Source organism: Kordia algicida OT-1, from assembly GCF_000154725.1.
GTDB lineage: Bacteria > Bacteroidota > Bacteroidia > Flavobacteriales > Flavobacteriaceae > Kordia > Kordia algicida.
Genome location: NZ_DS544873.1, coordinates 1,335,908 through 1,353,364, shown reverse-complemented (window position 1 = coordinate 1,353,364; position 17,457 = coordinate 1,335,908). Strand labels below are relative to the sequence as shown.

Annotated in this window: 17 protein-coding genes; 5 read left to right on the top strand and 12 right to left on the bottom strand. The window is 33.3% G+C overall.

The window, feature by feature from the left end; all coding sequences use genetic code 11:
• Window positions 1–3: 3 nt before the first annotated feature.
• The 3 genes from KAOT1_RS05680 (at window position 4) to KAOT1_RS22760 (ending at window position 4,351) form a co-directional block, all read left to right on the top strand.
• Window positions 4–480, top strand: a complete 477-nt coding sequence (locus KAOT1_RS05680; RefSeq protein WP_007093780.1) for a hypothetical protein — start codon at window positions 4–6, stop codon at window positions 478–480.
• Entirely contained in the window at window positions 480–3,122 is a 2,643-nt protein-coding gene (locus tag KAOT1_RS05675; RefSeq protein WP_007093779.1) for a DNA gyrase/topoisomerase IV subunit A, read from the top strand. Before KAOT1_RS05680 ends, KAOT1_RS05675 begins: the two co-directional genes overlap by 1 nt.
• A 1,067-nt stretch (window positions 3,123–4,189) precedes the next feature.
• A complete protein-coding gene (locus KAOT1_RS22760; protein ID WP_007093778.1) occupies window positions 4,190–4,351 on the top strand; it encodes a hypothetical protein in 162 nt (53 codons plus the stop codon).
• A gap of 73 nt (window positions 4,352–4,424) precedes the next feature.
• Here the strand turns inward: KAOT1_RS22760 and KAOT1_RS05670 are convergent, their stop codons facing one another.
• From KAOT1_RS05670 to KAOT1_RS05660, 3 genes are all read right to left on the bottom strand, one after another.
• On the bottom strand, window positions 4,425–4,721 hold the full coding sequence (locus KAOT1_RS05670) for a hypothetical protein (protein WP_007093777.1): 297 nt from the start codon (window positions 4,719–4,721) through the stop codon (window positions 4,425–4,427).
• Between the two features lie 39 nt (window positions 4,722–4,760).
• Window positions 4,761–5,534: a hypothetical protein gene (locus tag KAOT1_RS05665; protein ID WP_007093776.1), complete on the bottom strand. Its 774-nt coding sequence runs from the start codon at window positions 5,532–5,534 to the stop codon at window positions 4,761–4,763.
• Window positions 5,535–5,666: 132 nt separating this feature from the next.
• On the bottom strand, window positions 5,667–6,530 hold the full coding sequence (locus KAOT1_RS05660) for a GIN domain-containing protein (RefSeq protein WP_162014336.1): 864 nt from the start codon (window positions 6,528–6,530) through the stop codon (window positions 5,667–5,669).
• A gap of 228 nt (window positions 6,531–6,758) precedes the next feature.
• Here KAOT1_RS05660 and KAOT1_RS05655 point away from each other — a divergent pair, with 228 nt between their 5' ends.
• Window positions 6,759–8,081, top strand: coding sequence for a hypothetical protein (locus tag KAOT1_RS05655; RefSeq protein WP_007093773.1), 1,323 nt, complete (start codon window positions 6,759–6,761; stop codon window positions 8,079–8,081).
• A 1-nt stretch (window position 8,082) separates the two neighbouring features.
• Here the strand turns inward: KAOT1_RS05655 and KAOT1_RS05650 are convergent, their stop codons facing one another.
• The 3 genes from KAOT1_RS05650 to KAOT1_RS05640 form a co-directional block, all read right to left on the bottom strand.
• Complete coding sequence (locus KAOT1_RS05650; protein ID WP_007093772.1) at window positions 8,083–8,502, bottom strand: thiol-disulfide oxidoreductase DCC family protein; 420 nt, start codon at window positions 8,500–8,502, stop codon at window positions 8,083–8,085.
• Between the two features lie 269 nt (window positions 8,503–8,771).
• Window positions 8,772–9,287, bottom strand: a complete 516-nt coding sequence (locus KAOT1_RS05645) for a M23 family metallopeptidase (protein WP_007093771.1) — start codon at window positions 9,285–9,287, stop codon at window positions 8,772–8,774.
• Window positions 9,288–9,454: 167 nt separating this feature from the next.
• Window positions 9,455–11,626 carry an endonuclease MutS2 gene (locus KAOT1_RS05640; RefSeq protein ID WP_007093770.1) on the bottom strand — a complete coding sequence of 724 codons (2,172 nt, stop codon included), beginning with the start codon at window positions 11,624–11,626 and terminating at the stop codon, window positions 9,455–9,457.
• Between the two features lie 117 nt (window positions 11,627–11,743).
• Between KAOT1_RS05640 and KAOT1_RS05635 the strand changes: the two genes are divergently transcribed.
• Window positions 11,744–12,409: a uracil-DNA glycosylase gene (locus KAOT1_RS05635; protein WP_007093769.1), complete on the top strand. Its 666-nt coding sequence runs from the start codon at window positions 11,744–11,746 to the stop codon at window positions 12,407–12,409.
• Window positions 12,410–12,745: 336 nt separating this feature from the next.
• Here the strand turns inward: KAOT1_RS05635 and KAOT1_RS22755 are convergent, their stop codons facing one another.
• From KAOT1_RS22755 to KAOT1_RS05610, 6 genes are all read right to left on the bottom strand, one after another.
• Window positions 12,746–12,910 (bottom strand): hypothetical protein, encoded by a 165-nt coding sequence (locus KAOT1_RS22755; protein WP_007093768.1) that lies wholly within the window; start codon window positions 12,908–12,910, stop codon window positions 12,746–12,748.
• Window positions 12,911–13,251: 341 nt separating this feature from the next.
• Entirely contained in the window at window positions 13,252–14,106 is an 855-nt protein-coding gene (locus KAOT1_RS05630) for a substrate-binding domain-containing protein (RefSeq protein WP_007093767.1), read from the bottom strand.
• Between the two features lie 10 nt (window positions 14,107–14,116).
• The gene (locus tag KAOT1_RS05625; RefSeq protein ID WP_007093766.1) at window positions 14,117–14,986 is read right to left on the bottom strand and encodes a nucleoside phosphorylase; all 870 of its coding nucleotides are present in this window, start codon (window positions 14,984–14,986) and stop codon (window positions 14,117–14,119) included.
• Entirely contained in the window at window positions 14,979–15,908 is a 930-nt protein-coding gene (locus tag KAOT1_RS05620; protein ID WP_007093765.1) for a hypothetical protein, read from the bottom strand. The genes KAOT1_RS05625 and KAOT1_RS05620 overlap by 8 nt, the downstream gene beginning before the upstream one ends.
• A complete protein-coding gene (locus KAOT1_RS05615; protein ID WP_007093764.1) occupies window positions 15,908–16,255 on the bottom strand; it encodes a translation initiation factor in 348 nt (115 codons plus the stop codon). The genes KAOT1_RS05620 and KAOT1_RS05615 overlap by 1 nt, the downstream gene beginning before the upstream one ends.
• A 171-nt stretch (window positions 16,256–16,426) precedes the next feature.
• On the bottom strand, window positions 16,427–17,377 hold the full coding sequence (locus KAOT1_RS05610) for an isopenicillin N synthase family dioxygenase (protein WP_007093763.1): 951 nt from the start codon (window positions 17,375–17,377) through the stop codon (window positions 16,427–16,429).
• Window positions 17,378–17,457: the final 80 nt, after the last annotated feature.

Below are 17,457 nucleotides of genomic sequence, written 5' to 3'. Positions count from 1 at the left end.
AGCATGCGGTTTAGCAACGCAAAATCAAAAAAGTGGGTTCCGTTTCTCTACTTTTTTCTAGGAATTGGTAGCATTTTAATCATGCTTTACCTCTTTCTTTTTCGTGAAGATTTTAAAACAGTAGGAGTGTGGTATAGCATTCCTGTCATGCTATTGCTTGTTTTTCTAATCTTTTACAGTACAGCTAAATATTTTGAATTTGACAGCGATGGTAATGTACTCACATTTGTAAATAAAGGATTATTTATTTCAAATTTTATCAACTATCGGGAACATAGAGCAGAATTTCCAAAGGAAAAACTAAAGCGTTATCGTTTGCAAAACTATATATTATTTAGCTTTTTGTATATCTATGTAAAATCGAAAACAAACCAAATAAAGCGTGTTCGTTTCAACATTTCATTGCTGAGCGGAACTAAGAAACGAGCCTTAAAAAAATCATTAGATAAAGTTATAAAGCATAACAACCAAATTTCTTAATGGAAGAACATAACGAAGAATTACATGCTGAAAATCAGCAACATAACAACAATTCGCAAGATACCATTACCAAAGTTACAGGAATGTACAAAGATTGGTTTTTGGACTATGCATCTTATGTAATCTTAGAAAGAGCTGTGCCTGCCATCGAAGATGGTTTCAAGCCTGTACAACGCCGTATCATGCATTCAATGAAAGATTTGGATGATGGACGTTATAACAAAGTTGCCAACATAGTTGGTCACACCATGCAGTATCATCCACACGGTGACGCGAGTATTGCTGATGCCATGGTACAAATTGGTCAAAAAGACTTGCTCATCGATACGCAAGGAAACTGGGGAAACATTCTCACTGGCGATCGTGCTGCAGCATCTCGTTATATTGAAGCACGTTTATCAAAATTTGCTTTAGATGTTGTATACAGTCCAAAAATTACAGATTGGCAATTGTCATATGATGGTCGTAAAAACGAACCTGTCAATCTTCCTGTCAAATTCCCTTTGCTATTAGCGCAAGGAGCAGAAGGAATTGCCGTTGGTTTATCCACAAAAATATTACCACACAATTTTATCGAACTGATTGATGCTTCAATTAAGCATTTACAGGGAAAACGCTTCCAGATTTATCCCGACTTCCCAACATCAGGAATCATGGACGTAAGCAACTATAATGATGGTTTGCGTGGTGGAAAAGTACGTGTTCGTGCCAAAATTTCACAATTAGACAAAAATACCTTAGTCATTACAGAAATTCCTTTTGGAACCAATACAACGTCGCTCATAGAATCGATCTTAAAGGCAAATGACAAAGGAAAAATCAAAATAAAGAAGATAGAAGATAATACGGCTGCCGATGTTGAAATCTTAGTGCATTTGCCAAATAACATTTCTCCTGATAAAACCATTGATGCATTATATGCTTTTACAAACTGTGAAAGTTCTATTTCGCCATTAGGTTGTATCATTTACGATAACAAACCGTTATTTATTGGTGTTTCTGAAATGTTGCGTCGCTCAACAGATCATACGGTAGAATTGTTGAAATCGGAATTAGAAATTCAATTAGGTGAATTGCAAGAACAATGGCATTTTGCATCGTTAGAAAGAATCTTCATTGAAAACAGAATATACCGTGAAATTGAAGAAGAAGAAACGTGGGAAGGAGTTATCAATGCGATTGATGAAGGACTAAAACCGCATATTACTCATTTAAAACGAGCAGTAACCGTAGAAGATATCACGCGTTTAACGGAAATTCGAATCAAGCGTATTTCAAAATTTGATATTGACAAAGCACAACAAAAAATTGATGCTTTAGAAGAAACTATTGCAGAAGTTCGTCATCATTTAGCAAACTTAATTGATTATGCAGTTTCTTATTTTACACGCTTAAAAAAGCAATACGGAGAAGGAAAAGAGCGCAAAACTGAAATCAGAATTTTTGACGATGTAGACGCACGAAAAGTTGTGATTCGTAATACAAAACTCTATGTAAATAGAGAAGAAGGTTTTATAGGAACATCACTCAAAAAAGATGAATATGTTGCTGATTGTGCTGATATTGATGACATTATAGCATTTACGCGTGATGGTAAAATGCAAGTCACCAAAGTAGATTCCAAAACATTTATCGGAAAAAACATCATTCATGTTGCCATCTTTAAGAAAAAAGACAAACGCACGATTTACAATATGATTTATCGTGATGGTAAAGGCGGACCGAGCTACATAAAACGTTTTGCCGTAACAAGTGTGACGCGTGGAAAAGAATACGATCTTACGCGCGGAACAAAAGGATCAATGGTTACGTATTTTTCAGCGAATCCAAACGGAGAAGCGGAAATTGTAACGATCTTGTTGCGTCAAGCTGGAAGTATCAAAAAGCTGAAATGGGATATTGATTTTGCTGATTTAAGCATCAAAGGTCGTGGTGTAAAAGGAAATCTCGTTACAAAATATGCTATCAAACGTATTGAACTCAAAGAAAAAGGAGTTTCCACCTTAAAACCGCGTAAAATATGGTTTGACGAAACCGTTCAACGTCTCAATGTAGATGGTAGAGGTGAACTTATTGGTGAATTTAGAGGAGAAGATCGCTTACTTATCATCAATCAAAAAGGAGAATTAAAAACGATTCTTCCAGAACTCACAGCACATTTTGACAGTGATATGATTGTGTTAGAAAAGTGGAATCCAGAAAAACCAATTTCAGCAATTTATTACGATGGCGAAAAAGAGCGTTATTTTGTAAAACGTTTCTTGGTAGAAAATACATCGAAAGTAGAAACTTTTATTACCGATCATCCTAAATCGCAATTGGAGTTGGTGATGACCGATTGGCGACCGATGGCAGAAGTGGTTTTTTATAAACAACGCGGAAAAGATCAAAAGCCGAATCTTGAAGTAAATTTGGAAGAATTTATTGCGGTAAAAGGAATTAAAGCACTTGGAAATCAATTGACAACCGATAAAGTAAGACAAATTAATTCACTAGAATCGTTGCCATATGAGGAAGAAGTTTCTACCGAAGACATGGAAGTTGTAGATGAAGAAACTGTTGATGCAAAAACTGACACTAAAAAAACTTCTGATGGAGAAGAACCACCAGTTGCTGGTGATGGACAAATTGGGTTGTTTTAGAATTGCTTCGCTTATTAAAATGTTGAATGTTAAATTTTAAATGTTAAATGTGTTTCTAAGACAAATTTGAATTTTGTTTGAAACTAATTGATACATTTTCAAATTTTCAAATTGCTACATTAATAATACTTTTTGAACTTGGCTAATACCTAATACCCAAAAGCCAATACCTGAATTTTTTTAAATGTTAAATGTGTTTCTAAGACAAATTTGAGTTTTGTTTGAAACTAATTGATACATTTTCAAATTTTCAAATTGCCACATTAATAATACTTTTTGAACTTGACTAATACCTAATACCCAAAAGCCAATACCTGAATTTTTTTAAATGTTAAATGTGTTTCTAAGACAAATTTGAGTTTTGTTTGAAACTAATTGATACATTTTCAAATTTTCAAATTGCCACATTAATAATACTTTTTGAACTTGACTAATACCTAATACCTAATACCTAATACCTAATACCCAAAAGCCAATACCTGAATTTTTTTAAATGTTAAATGTGTTTCTAAGACAAATTTGAATTTTGTTTGAAACTAATTGATACATTTTCAAATTTTCAAATTGCTACATTAATAATACTTTTTGAACTTGACTAATACCTAATCCCCAAAAGCCAATACCTGAATTTTTTTAAATGTTAAATGTGTTTCTAAGACAAATTTGAGTTTTGTTTGAAACTAATTGATACATTTTCAAATTTTCAAATTGCCACATTAATAATACTTTTTGAACTTGACTAATACCTAATACCTAATACCCAAAAGCCAATACCTGAATTTTTTTAAATGTTAAATGTGTTTCTAAGACAAATTTGAGTTTTGTTTGAAACTAATTGATACATTTTCAAATTTTCAAATTGCCACATTAATAAAGCTCTCAGAACTTGGCTAATGTCTAATTTTTCAATTCCTCCAATCTCAAAAAAAACGTCAACCTTTACTTCAATACGTCAATATTTATCGGGATGTACAAATAGCACGCTGTTTATTCTTACATTAATCCTATCAAACAGGCGTAATTCTGAAAAGCCTCAATAGAGTAGGAGTCATCAAAAAACAAACATCATGTTACAAAAAATTAAAAATGTACAAAATGCAACGACATTAAGTAAGGAAACACAATCAAAAATTAACGGAGGCGTACAAATTTACTGCGATAGAGATTCTGATTGTCCACCAAATTGGGCATGTAGTGCAAATGGTTTCTGTTGCCCAAATCACTATTAAATGTTAATCTTCAATCAGTTTTAGGAGCATAAAACGTCAGTTCAGATATTGAATTGGCGTTTTTATGTAAAAGCTATTTCAAATCCATAAAAACTTTTCCACTGTATGGAATATTTTTTCCGTTGTGACGCGCTGGAATTACTTTTAAAGGAAAATTAGTAATCAATGTCGTTAAAGTTTCAAGTTCTTTTTCTGAAATTTGATATGGGAACACAGATATGTTTTTTACATCACCACTCGCTTCTAATTGCACGTAAAAAAAGATCTTCTCTAATAGTTTTTTGATGTTCAATTCATTTATCGCTTCAATCAATACAGGAAGATTTTTAAAAACGGGTTTTTCATCAGGATTTAAATATACTCCATCCACGAAAGTGAAAATTTATAAAGCATGAACGTCTCGTTTTCGTTATGGAATGAGCCAATTTCCATGAAAAGCAGTTTCAAAAATTGCAAAAGCCAACAACCATTTTTCTTCTTCCTGAGTTGGTATATCTGTAAGTGTGATGATTGGCGTACCGAAACCTAATTCTTCAAAAACACTGGTGACAGAAGAAACCAAACCAATGTCATCATAATTTGGCGCAACATTGATAGTTGCCAATTGTCTACCATGCAGCTGTAGCGGAAACAATCCTTCGCCCAAACGATGATGTGTTGTTTTGAAAAGGTGTAGATCAAAAGAAGCTTTTATAGGATGCTTTGCACGACCAATAGGCTGATTGTTTGCATTATAAATTGTTCCTGCTTTATCAAATCGTCCCAAGAGAACATCATCTACATAAAATGTGGCTTCCAGACCTGTAAACTCGTAGAAAAATTCTTGTTTTTTGGTCATAGCAACCAAATGTCCTTTCGTGTGCATGCCGCGTTCTATACGCTCAAAAGCAACAATGGCTTTACGATTCTCATTAAAAATTAATCCAGAAAGTTTGGCGTATGTAACAGCTTTTGTGTAGTTAAAAACCATTGCATCTGTTACATAACGGTACATTTCTGCTTTGTGCGGATCTAACTTTTTACGATCTTTCAGCACATTTTGACGCATGGTTTCCTTTTCATTTTCTATAAATTCTTTGGTTTTAGGAGTTGTTGCTTTTTTTATGACAAACGCAATTAAAACGGCAAATCCGCCTAAAATAAGAAGTCCAAAAATGATAAAAAGAATAAAAATTGTACCCATGAAGTTTGTGAGTTTGTTAATTCCTGCTGTGTTTAGCAGGAATCCAAAAATACAAAAAGTATCTGTTTCATACTCACTCTTAAAATACTATTTAAATGCTATAAAACTATTAATTTACTGTAAAGAAAGTGCTTAAAAAATACGTTTTAGAAAGCCTTTTTTACTTGCGTCAACTTTACGTAAAACGGCTTCTTCTTCAAACTTAAGCATAATAATTGACGTAGGATTTCCGAGTAAGTCAATTTCAGATCGGTCGTGTGCGTCAATTGTAATTTTTTCAGAAGTATTAACTGCGATTTTCGCTTGTTCTGTCGCTGTCACGTGAATTTCCTTAGAAATGAATTCAGCAGCGTAAAACGCTCCTTTTTCTTTCACTTCTAGATATAAAACATCTGTTTTCCCTTGAAGCTGTACGTCTGCAAATTCTACTTGCGACGTCACTTTTTCCGCAGTCACATTTGCTTTCACTTCTGCATCTTCAAAAGCAGTCAGAATCAATTCACGTGTATCAATCTGGTATTTTTGCGTTGTTTTTCCGTAACCATTAATTGCCAGAGAATCTGATTTAATTCTCAAATCAATCTCCGCTTTGTCCATTACATTAATCTCCGTTTTCTTAAGATTTATGGTGGTTAATGATTTTAATTCGGCTTTGTTTTCTACATGAATCCGTTCTAAATCCTCAGAAACTGTGACAAAAATTTCAAGTTTCTTGCTGCTACGAATTTCTTTTGAAGTGGAAATATTGAGTGTTCCGTTAACGACATCAATATTAAAAACCTCATGAAGATTCTCGTCTGCAATCACTTCTACTTGCGGTGTTGTTCCACTTAGCAAAGTGATTTCGAGTTCTTCTTTTACTTTCAGCGTTGTAAACGGATCAATTTCGTAAATCACGGTAGTTACTTCACGATTTCCTTTGATTTTTTCTTTCTTCTGAGCGAAAGTAGAAAATGTTGCTACTAAAAATAATGTGAGTATACTATATTTTTTCATGTTATTGCTAATTTGGTATTGTAAAAATACTGTTTTCAGAATTGTACTACGCAAGGAGTTTGCCATTTTTTAGCGGAAAGTATATAAAGTGTTATTTTTTTTAGTTGAAAATTATCTTTTCTGATTAAATGATTTATAATTTTTAACAATAATGAGGTTTCCCGTAAGGAAAATTATTGTATGGTTTTTAATTTTAATTACTAAAAATATAAATTATACATTCATTACATGAAAAATACAATACTTATAGTTCTTTGTTTCTTTGCAATATTATCGTGTGTTAATTTAAAAGCCATAACTGAAAATTCTGTTTTTTCAGTTAATGCAATTCAAGCAGATAAGAGATATTATAATAAAGCTGTGTTAGAATATAATTTGGTTAATCAGGTAATAAAAAAATTTAGATTAAATGAATACGATGACTCAATAATGAATATTTCTGCAAGAGATTCAAAAAAAATTGAAAATAGAATTTATGATTGTAAGTATAAAATTCCTAGGAATCTAGAAGATCTCACATCTGGATTTCAATATAGATATTATTTATTTAATTCAGACAATATTGCGGCGTTACAAGCGTTTGGTATTGCTGATATAAAATCACAGAGAAAGGCACAGTATTTAGTTATTGATTATATTCAATATTCGGATTTTAAATGCTCAAACCTTCCTACAATTAGATATGCTGTTGGTTTAAGGTCTGAATTAAAATTCATAAAAACAAAGGATAGTATTGGAATAAATGGAAAGGGTTCGCTTGCAAAATTAGCAGCACAGGTTGAATTAGGAAGAGCAGAAGTTAATTTTTCCCTAAAAACTATTGGGCTGACAGGTGTTTTAGCAAGGCAGAATATTCCCCAAGGAGTAAGTTTTGATGTGTCAACATACAAAGATTTTCAAAATTCGATCGAGTTTTTAAAAACCAGACTTGAGAACGAACAAAAGGACTCTTCTTTGATAGTCAAGCCTGAAATAATACCAGTATTGGATGAATATAGACCAAATACTAAAACTTCTTTGGATATATTTGCAAATGATATTATCGAAATTAGCCTAGCAAAAGATAAACTAAAGAAAATAAGTGAAAATAAATTATCAATAGAGTCAAGAAAAAGAATCGATAGTTTATATGATTTAGAAATAGATCGAGCTTTTGAAAGTAGAAAAAATCTAGATAAATTACATGCTTATGTATATTCTTCTAAGACTTATATAGATGCATTGATTACTGCAAGTCCTAACTTCTATGATTTGAAGAAAAAAGATTCAGCAAATAGTAAACCCAATTTAATACTAGGGAAAAATGAGGGCTTATTTAATTCTTTTTTAGGATATCCATCACTAAATAAGTTGAATTCAAATAAATTGGATGAATTAGAAAGAATTTATTATAATTCTAATATTAGCTTATATGAGTTTAATAAGTTTTTAAATATCATTAATCGAAATGAAATTAGTGATAGTCAATTAAATAGAATTTTAGAAGTACTAAAAAAGAATCCAACTATTGATGGTTTAATTAAAGCGGCAGATGAAGTTGAGGAAGAATAGGCTACCCCAAAAACTTAGTACGTTCTTCAGGAGTAGGCATTCGGCATGTTTCTTTTTTACCGAAAAGCTTGTAACGATATTTTCCTATCAAATCATATACTGCATCACGAATAAATTTAGGCATAATTAAAAAACCTTTCATCAGTTTCCATGCGCCGCCAAATTCTTTCATAATATGCAATGCTGCGGTTGATTTTTTATAATAAGTAGTGTCAGGTTCAAACAAAATCACAGAATCTAGTTTGGAAGTATCTAATTTCAGATGTTCACGAATGGCGATTCCGATATCTGATTGAAGCGAAGCAAAGAGAAACACATTATTTTTATCACGTTTTACAATTTGGTCAATAAAACTATTACACAAATTACAAACGCCATCAAATAATACAATTTTCTTATCTTTTGGTAACGAATCTATCATAATCACTTCAATTAAACAGTTATACAAAGATACGAGAATGAAATGATATGTGTTAGTTGTGGGTTATGTATCTTCGACTACGCTTGATATGGCTAGTTGTGTATCTCGACTACGCTCGATATGACAAGTTGTGAAGAAACAAACAAATTGACAAATCTACAAAAAAGTCAGTTATCTAGTTTTGATTAAAAATTATCACGTTAGAAACTTTCCAAAATCCAAAAGCAAAGCAATCAAAAAACCAAGACCCAAGACCAAAAAAACAAAACCTATTTCCTTGCTTCTTCCAAATACTCGATTGGATTTAGATAAAACATTTTTTTCCAACCTTGTCGATCGCTATCAATTTTCCAAGGATATGGAATGATAGTAGCAATCGCATAATGTACATGAGGAGATTTGCCTCGAGCGTTTCCAGAATCACCAATTGTCCCGATTTGTTCGTTGGGACTTACATACGATAGATTAGAAGTAGTAATTGAATCTAAATGAGCATAATAATGTAGTTTCCATTTCGGACCTAACACAATAACAACATTTCCTCCAACATCAATAGTTCCTGCATATAAAACGATACCAGCTGTTGCTGTATTCAATTGTGTTCCTTTTTTTGCAAAAATATCAACTCCTTTGTGTGTTACCGATTTTCCCCAAGGATAATACCAAAATGATTCTTTATTGTAGTCTTTAGAAGTCGCATTCTGAACTGGCATGCTAAAATTTTCAGGAATCAAATATCCTATGATGATGATAATGAGAATCGTTATGCCAATTTTTCTTTTCATTTCAGTGAGTTGTGTATCTCGACTACGCTCGATATGACAAGTTGTGAAGAAACAAACAAATTGACAAATCTACAAAAAAGTCAGGTATCTAGTTTTGATTAAAATTATCACGTTAGAAACTTTCCAAAACCCAAAAGTAAAGCGACCAAAAACCCAAGACCCAAAACCTATTTCCCCGCTTGCACCAATTCCAATTGATCTACAGAGATACTCGTGGTAAATAATCCGTAATTCACGGTTGCTTTTCCTTTTTCGATACTGTCAATTGTTCCAACCGCTTTTCCATCTGGCATGCGGACACGATCGCCCACTTTTAAAACTACCTTTGGCTTCTGAGCTTCTTTTTTTGCTGCTTTTTTCTTCGCAACTTTCTTTTCTTCACGAATAACTGCTACTTTTTGAATGACTTCTTTTTTCGCTTCTTTTTGCTTGGCTTTCTGTGCTTTTTTCTCTTTGGCTGATTGCTTTTTTCGTTTGGAATTTTCTGTTTCTACAATACGTAAAAACTCAGAAATTAATGGACGTTTCTTTTTGTTTTCAAAATAACGTTCTGAGATGTCATTGATTTTATTTCCCAAATGAATCATGCGTTTGTCATGATCGTACAACTGTTGATAGCTTTCCAATTTGGACTTCATTTTGGTATTCAATGTCTCCAATCGATCGTTTTCCTCACGCGCTTTGATTTCTTCTTCTTTTAGTAATTTAGAAGTTTTCTCCATTGCGCTGCGTTCTTTTTGAAGCTTTGCAATCGTAGCATCAAAACGAACTTTTCCACGTTCAATTTTTTTCTTTGCTTTGTTGATTAAACTATACGGAATTCCATTTTTTTGCGCAACTTCAAAGGTAAACGAACTTCCTGCTTGCCCAAGTGCGAGTTGATATATTGGTTGCAAGGTCTTGCGATCAAACATCATGTTAGCATTTGTCGCGTGTGGCAATTCGTTTGCTAATAATTTTAAGTTGGAATAATGCGTAGTAATTATTCCAAATGCTTCACGTTCATAAAACACTTCCAGGAACGTTTCCGCCAAAGCGCCACCTAATTCTGGATCACTTCCTGTACCAAATTCATCAATCAAAAACAGTGTTTTGTTATTACATTTTTTTAAGAAGTAATTCATTTGTTTTAAACGATAACTATATGTACTTAAATGATTTTCAATAGATTGACCATCGCCAATATCTGTCAAAATTCGGTCAAATAAACACATTTTACTGCGTTCATGTACAGGAACTAACATACCGCTTTGCAACATTAATTGCAATAATCCGATGGTTTTTAGTGTGATACTTTTTCCTCCAGCATTTGGTCCAGAAATGACAATAATTCTATTGTTCTGACTAAGTTCAATAGTTTGCGGATATGTTTTTTCGTTTCGTTCTTTATTGGTTAAATAGAGTAGTGGATGATAGGCTTCTTTAAGGAATAATTCACGCTTTTCTGAAATTTCAGGCAAAATCGCATTCATAGAATCCGCATATTTTGCTTTGGCATAACTCACGTCCAAATCACTTAAAAAGTCTTGATATTCCTGTAAAAGTGGTGCAAACGGACGTGTAAAATCGGTCAATTCTTTTAAAATACGCGTAACTTCTTCCTTTTCTTCATATTCTAAATTGGATAGTTCTCGCGAATATTGTAGCGTTGTTTCTGGTTCAATATACACAATGCTTCCAGTTTTAGAATTTCCCATAATTGCACCTTTTACCTTACGGCGATGCATGGCTTTTACGGCTAAAACTCTACGGTTATCAACAACCGTTTCTCGAATTTCGTCTAAATAATCTGCTTGATTATATCTGCTTAAAGCGGAAGAAAAACTCTGATTTATTTTTCCTCGAATGCTTAAAATTCCACGACGAATACGTGCCAATTCAGGAGAAGCGGTATCTTTTATTTCTCCAAAACGATTGATTACTTTGTCAATTTCTGTAATGAGAACTTTGGTAAATTCAATACGTTCTGATCGTGATTGTAATGTTGGGTAATATTCTTGAAACTTTTTGAAAAATTTAATCAATAGATTGACAGCGCTAGATATTGCTGAAATTTTACGAAAACCGAGAATTTCTATAAAACTATTTTCTATTGCCAACATTTTGATTTCCAATGATATTCCTTCAAAACCATGATTCGGAATCACGTTTTCATTTTCAAAAGATGCCAAGTATTCATTTACGTACGCAAGATTTGTAAGCAGTATTTCTCTGTCTTGAAAAGGTTGCGTATCGTTAATTTTTTGCTTGCCATAGGTTGTGACAGCATGCTCTGAAACCTGTTGCAAAACGGTTTCAAACTCTAAATCATCTAATGTTTTGGAATGTATTTTAATCATTGTAAATTTGGGCTAATTTTGATCTGCATAAGTTGCGCAGACTTTTAACCGATTGCAAAGGTACTTATTTATATGTTGAATGTGAAATGAATTTCAACATGGCTAAAAACTGAAAATATGAATGTAAAAATAGAGGAAAGCTGGAAATTTCATTTACAAGAAGAATTTGAGAAACCATATTTTAAAGAACTATCAACTTTTGTGAAGTCGGAATATCAACAATTTCAATGTTTCCCAAAAGGAAAGGATATTTTTGCAGCTTTTGACCATTGTCCGTTTCATCGATTGAAAGTTGTGATTATCGGGCAAGATCCGTATCATGGAGTAGGACAGGCGAATGGTTTGTGTTTTTCAGTAAATGATGGTGTTGCACATCCGCCATCGTTAGTGAATATTTTTAAGGAAATTAAACGCGATATTGGAATTGATCCACCAGTAAGTGGAAATTTAGAACGTTGGGCAAAACAAGGCGTTTTGTTACTCAATGCAACTTTAACCGTAAGAGCACATCAAGCTGGAAGTCATCAAGGAAAAGGCTGGGAAACGTTTACAGATGCTGTAATTAAAACGGTTTCTGAGAAGAAGGAAAATGTTGTTTTTTTACTTTGGGGCGGATTTGCGAAGAAAAAAGGAGCAAAAGTTGATAAAAATAAGCATTGTGTTCTGACTTCAGGACATCCATCACCATTGAGTGCGAATCGCGGATATTGGTTTGATAATAAGCATTTTAGTCGTTGTAATGATTATTTAGTAAGTCAGCGTATTGAAGGAATTAGATGGTAGCTCGCTTTGCTTGCAGCTCGCTGTTGCTTTTAGATCGCTTCGCTTTTAGATATTAGATCGGCTTCGCCTTTTAGATCGCTTTCGCTCTTAGATTTTTGTTTACTGTTATTCTTTTGTAGGTAGGAATCTATTTTTGTTTGAAGTTCTTTTTTTTAGAAACGACTTTGCGAGTGTTTTTTAAAACACGTGGCAATCTGTTTCTTTTCTTTTGCTATATTTTTTCAGAAACCAATGATTCAATCCTTTAATCATTGAATCTTTCAATATACATACAAACAAAAAAGGTTGCAACATTTAAGTTACAACCTTTCGTATATATAATTGGATAGTTTTTCCTTAGTATACTTCTACACAAGAAACTTCTTCTGCATTAGCAGTCATAATGTAGTTTTCTTTTGCATCATCTGCGTCAGCAAAGTTAACTCCTTTACCCATACAGTTAGATCCACAAGATGCTAATAATAAACCTGCTGCTGCTAATAATAAAATTGATTTTTTCATAATGATAGTAGTTGTAATGTTAATAATCTGATAAATTAATTTGTAAATTTCGAAAACAACGTTTTGCCCTTATTGCTTTCTGATACCAAATATACTTAGCCGACTGTTAATCAAAACATTTTATCGTTTACCTGTTTAAATTTTCGTTAAATGACACAAAAACGCTCTTTTTTGTCGATTCGCAGGGTGAAAAACACCATTCGTCGACACAAAACCCCTTTTTGAAAGGGGAAAATTCCCCTAAGAAAACAGGTGTTTATACGTGTCCTTTATTTTGTAGAATGTTACCAATATGAATTTTATCCAGAAAAAAAGCGAACTTTTTCAGTCCGCTTCAGTTTTTATAATACTTTGTGTGTGAGTTCTTCGTACTCCCATTTTTCAGGAATAATTTCTAGACTCAACAGTTTGTCTTGCACTTTATGAATGGTTTTTTCGTCAATGATTTCTTGGCTCCATTCAGTTAATGATAACCATTTTTGTACATCTTCGAGTTGTTGTTCGTAGCGTGTGGCAATTTCTTCGTCGATATTAGGAATGTCTTTGAATTGTGCCGTCATTTCATTGATGATTTCTAATATGGTTTTTACTGTTTCTTCATCTTCTTCTAGTAATTCTGAACGAACAGCAATCACAAAACATGGCCAAGGCGTAGGACAATCGGCAACACGCTTAAAAATCCCTTGATCGACCAACGGTTTTGTGGTAAAATGTTCCCACATGAAATAATCACCTTTTCCTTTGTTTAAACCATCAATAGCACCTTCTAGATTGTTGATGACTTCAAAGTTTAGTTTGTCAGTGTCCCAATCGTTGTTTTCTGCATTGATATACGCCATTAAATGCGAACCAGAACCATAACGACTGATTGCGGCTTTTGTGCCTTCTAAGTCTTCAATGGTATTGTAAGAAGCATCTGCCGCAACGTGAATTCCCCAAATTAAAGGAGATTTTACATAGGTTTGTACAATTTTAGCAGGATTTCCCGCTATGATATCTTTAATGATTCCTTCCGTAAGGATCACAGCCAAGTCAATTTTTTTATTGCGAAGCGCTTTACACATTGCGCCAGTTCCGCCAGGATAGTCTTTCCAGCGCAGATTGATTCCTTTTTTTTCGTAAGAACGCTCTTTGAGTGTGAGATACCAAGCTAAGTTAAAGTGCTCAGGAACACCGCCAATATTTATTTTTTTCATTTGGGACATTTTATGTTAGTTTACCTAAAGTATACTGTATTAGTTGGTCTACAGTTTGCTTTGGTGTGTTGCTAAACTCGCCAAGTGGTCGGTTGGCAATGATTGCATTCATAGAAACGGAACGATGTCCTAATAGGTTTGCTAATCCGTAAATTCCAGCAGTTTCCATTTCTAGATTTGTTATTTTTTTATTGTTGTGATTGAAGGTAGCAAGTTTTTCATTGAGTTGTTCATCTTGTACATTTAATCGTATTTTTCGACTTTGCGGACCGTAAAAGCCAACATTTGTCGCGGTAAATCCTGAAACTGTTTTTTCAGATGCTAATTGGTCGATTAATTGTTGATTGCCTTTTACTACATACGGTTCCGATTTTTTGGGAGACCAATTCGTTTGTTTTATGAAAGCTTCTGCAAGTTCCATATCTAATACATGATCGCTTTCGTAGAAGTGTAATAAACTGTCAAAACCAATGGCGTATTCGCTGATTAAAAAGCTGTCTACAGGAATGTTTGCCTGAATTGAACCCGAAGTTCCAATACGAATGATATCTAACTGTGTGAAGCTTTGTTTTACTTCGCGCGTAGCAAAATCAACATTGAAAAGCGCGTCTAGTTCGTTAAAAACAATGTCAATGTTATCTGTTCCGATTCCCGTAGAAATGACAGAAATGCGTTTGCCGTTTAGTGTTCCCGTATGTGTGACAAATTCACGTTTTGCTTTTTGCACTTCTATAGTATCAAAGTATTTGCTTACGGAACTTACACGATCAGGATCGCCCACAGTAATGATAGTTGTGGCAATATCTTCCGGAAGAATGTTTAAGTGATAGATACTTCCATCAGGATTTATGATTAATTCAGATGCTGCTATTTTACTCATGTTTTGTCAATATTAATTTTGATGGATGATAACAGTATTCATATTTGGAACAGTTTCCAAAGATAGTATCATCCGAAAGCTCGTCGTAGAAGCTTTTTATGTGATCTTTTGCTAATAATCCTTTTCTGTTTAAGACAAATCGACCATTTTTTGTCTCGAAAAAGATAGCTAATTTATGAATTATATTTTGTATCTGTAAATCACCAAAGCCATAATAACCTTGATATTGTAAGACATAACCAACTAATTGGCGTTCATTTTTTATTTCTTGTTTGTGAATGATTTTTAGGATGTTGGTTTCTAGTACATTTAATCCACTATCAACAGCAGGAAAACGTTTTAAATGCGCGCTGATACAGTTGGAAAGATAGGGAAAGGATGATTTGAGCGTAATGTATTTTTTGAATAAGCTGTGATCGTTTTTACAGTAGAGTTTCCACAATTGATCGGCAAGTCGTATGTCATCATTATTTAACTCAATTTTTTGTTCGTAATGATTTTTGAGTTCTTTTTCAGAGAGTTCTCCCAAACCTTTTAATTGCGTATCATTTTCAATCCAACCACTACAAACTAAGTAGATTTTTGCCGTAGTTTTTTGTTGTTTTAAGTAGCTTAAAACTGCAATCATGTTGATATGGCAGAACAAATCGTATTCAAACCACAATACTATAGTTGTATAGTTTTCGTAATTTGTAGTTAGTAAAGGATTGAGAAAGGATTTTACATAAGTTTCTTCAGTGGCTTTGAATTGGTTTAAATAGGCAATGCGTTCATTTTTAAACGCTTCCGATGTTAAATCGTAATTCGTTTTACCTTCGCAGAGCATTTCGCGCCATACCAATTGATCTTCTTGGATTCCAATTTTAGGAAGTCGATCCACTAAAGTATCACCATTAAGAATATGTAAAGTCTTGTCGTTCATTATCCGCCAACTCGTTTTACGTTATATCCTTCTTTTTGAAGAATTTCGATAATTTTATCTCTAAATTTCCCTTGTATGATGATTTCATTGTCTTTTACGCTTCCGCCAACACCACATTTTACTTTTAGGAGTTTCCCTAAAGCTTTTAAGTCTTCTTCTGTGCCTACAAAACCTTTGACAACTGTAACTACTTTTCCGCCACGACCTTTGTTGCTAAAGTGTGCTTCAAGGTGTTGTTCTTTTGGAGAAAGTGTTTCTTCGACAGTTTCGTTTTCCAATTCAAAATCATCGTTGGTAGAGAATACAAATCCTCCTAAATCTTCCAAACCGAGTTTTTTCTTTGCCATGTACTGTGTCTTTTTTTGTTTAGAATGTTCTTTGAAACGTGTTTTTATTGTTTAAATATATTGAATATACTTCCGATAGAAGGTAGAATTGCTTTCTTTTCTTCAAAAAATAACACTAATAGCGATTGCCATTAGTGTTATTTGAAAATATTCGGAAAATACTTGATCGTACTATTTTTTTATCAATCCGAGTTCAATTAATCGCTGATTTAAAAACTCACCTGCGGTAATGTCTTCAAATTTCTTCGGATTGTCTTCATCAATACAATTTTCTAAGCAATCCAACGGCATTTCACTAATTGGATGCATAAAGAAAGGAATAGAGTAGCGTGAAGTTCCCCAAAGTTCTTTTGGTGGATTTACGACTCTGTGTATCGTAGATTTTAATTTGTTGTTACTATGACGTGATAACATATCACCAACATTAATGACTAATTCGTCTGGCTCTGCAATTGCGTCTAACCATTCGCCATCATGACGTTGTACTTGCAATCCTTTTCCATGCGCGCCCATTAATAGAGTAATTAAATTAATGTCTCCATGTGCTGCGGCACGTACGGCATCTTTTGGTTCACTTGTAATTGGCGGATAGTGAATTGGACGTAAAATACTGTTACCATTTTTAATGAAATTATCAAAATAGAATTCATCCAATCCTAAATACAAAGCTAATGCACGAAGTACGTAAACGCCTGTTTTTTCAAGCATTTTATAAGTTTCTTTTCCAACTTTATTAAAGTTTTCCAATTCTTTTACTTCAACATTATCTGGATATTCTGCTTTTAGTTTGTCATTATCTTCTACATATTGTCCAAAATGCCAGAATTCTTTCAGATCGCCAACTTTTCTTCCTTTAGCACTTTCTTTTCCAAAAGAGACATATCCGCGTTGTCCGCCAATACCGGGAATTTCATATTTGCTTTTTGTTTCTACAGGTAATGCAAAGAATTGCTTGATTTCTTCGTATAAATTATCGACTAAAGTAGTACTTAGAAAATGACCTTTTAAAGCTACAAAACCAATATCTTCATAGGCTTTTCCTATTTCATCAATAAACTTTTGCTTTCTTTTTGGGTCGTCAGATAAGAAATCAGCAAGATCTACGCTTGGAATATTTTTCATGTAATTCAAGTTTAAATTTTTAAGAAACAATGAAGATGAGTAATTTTCACAGTTGTGACTCAAAACCAATTGTTAATAAC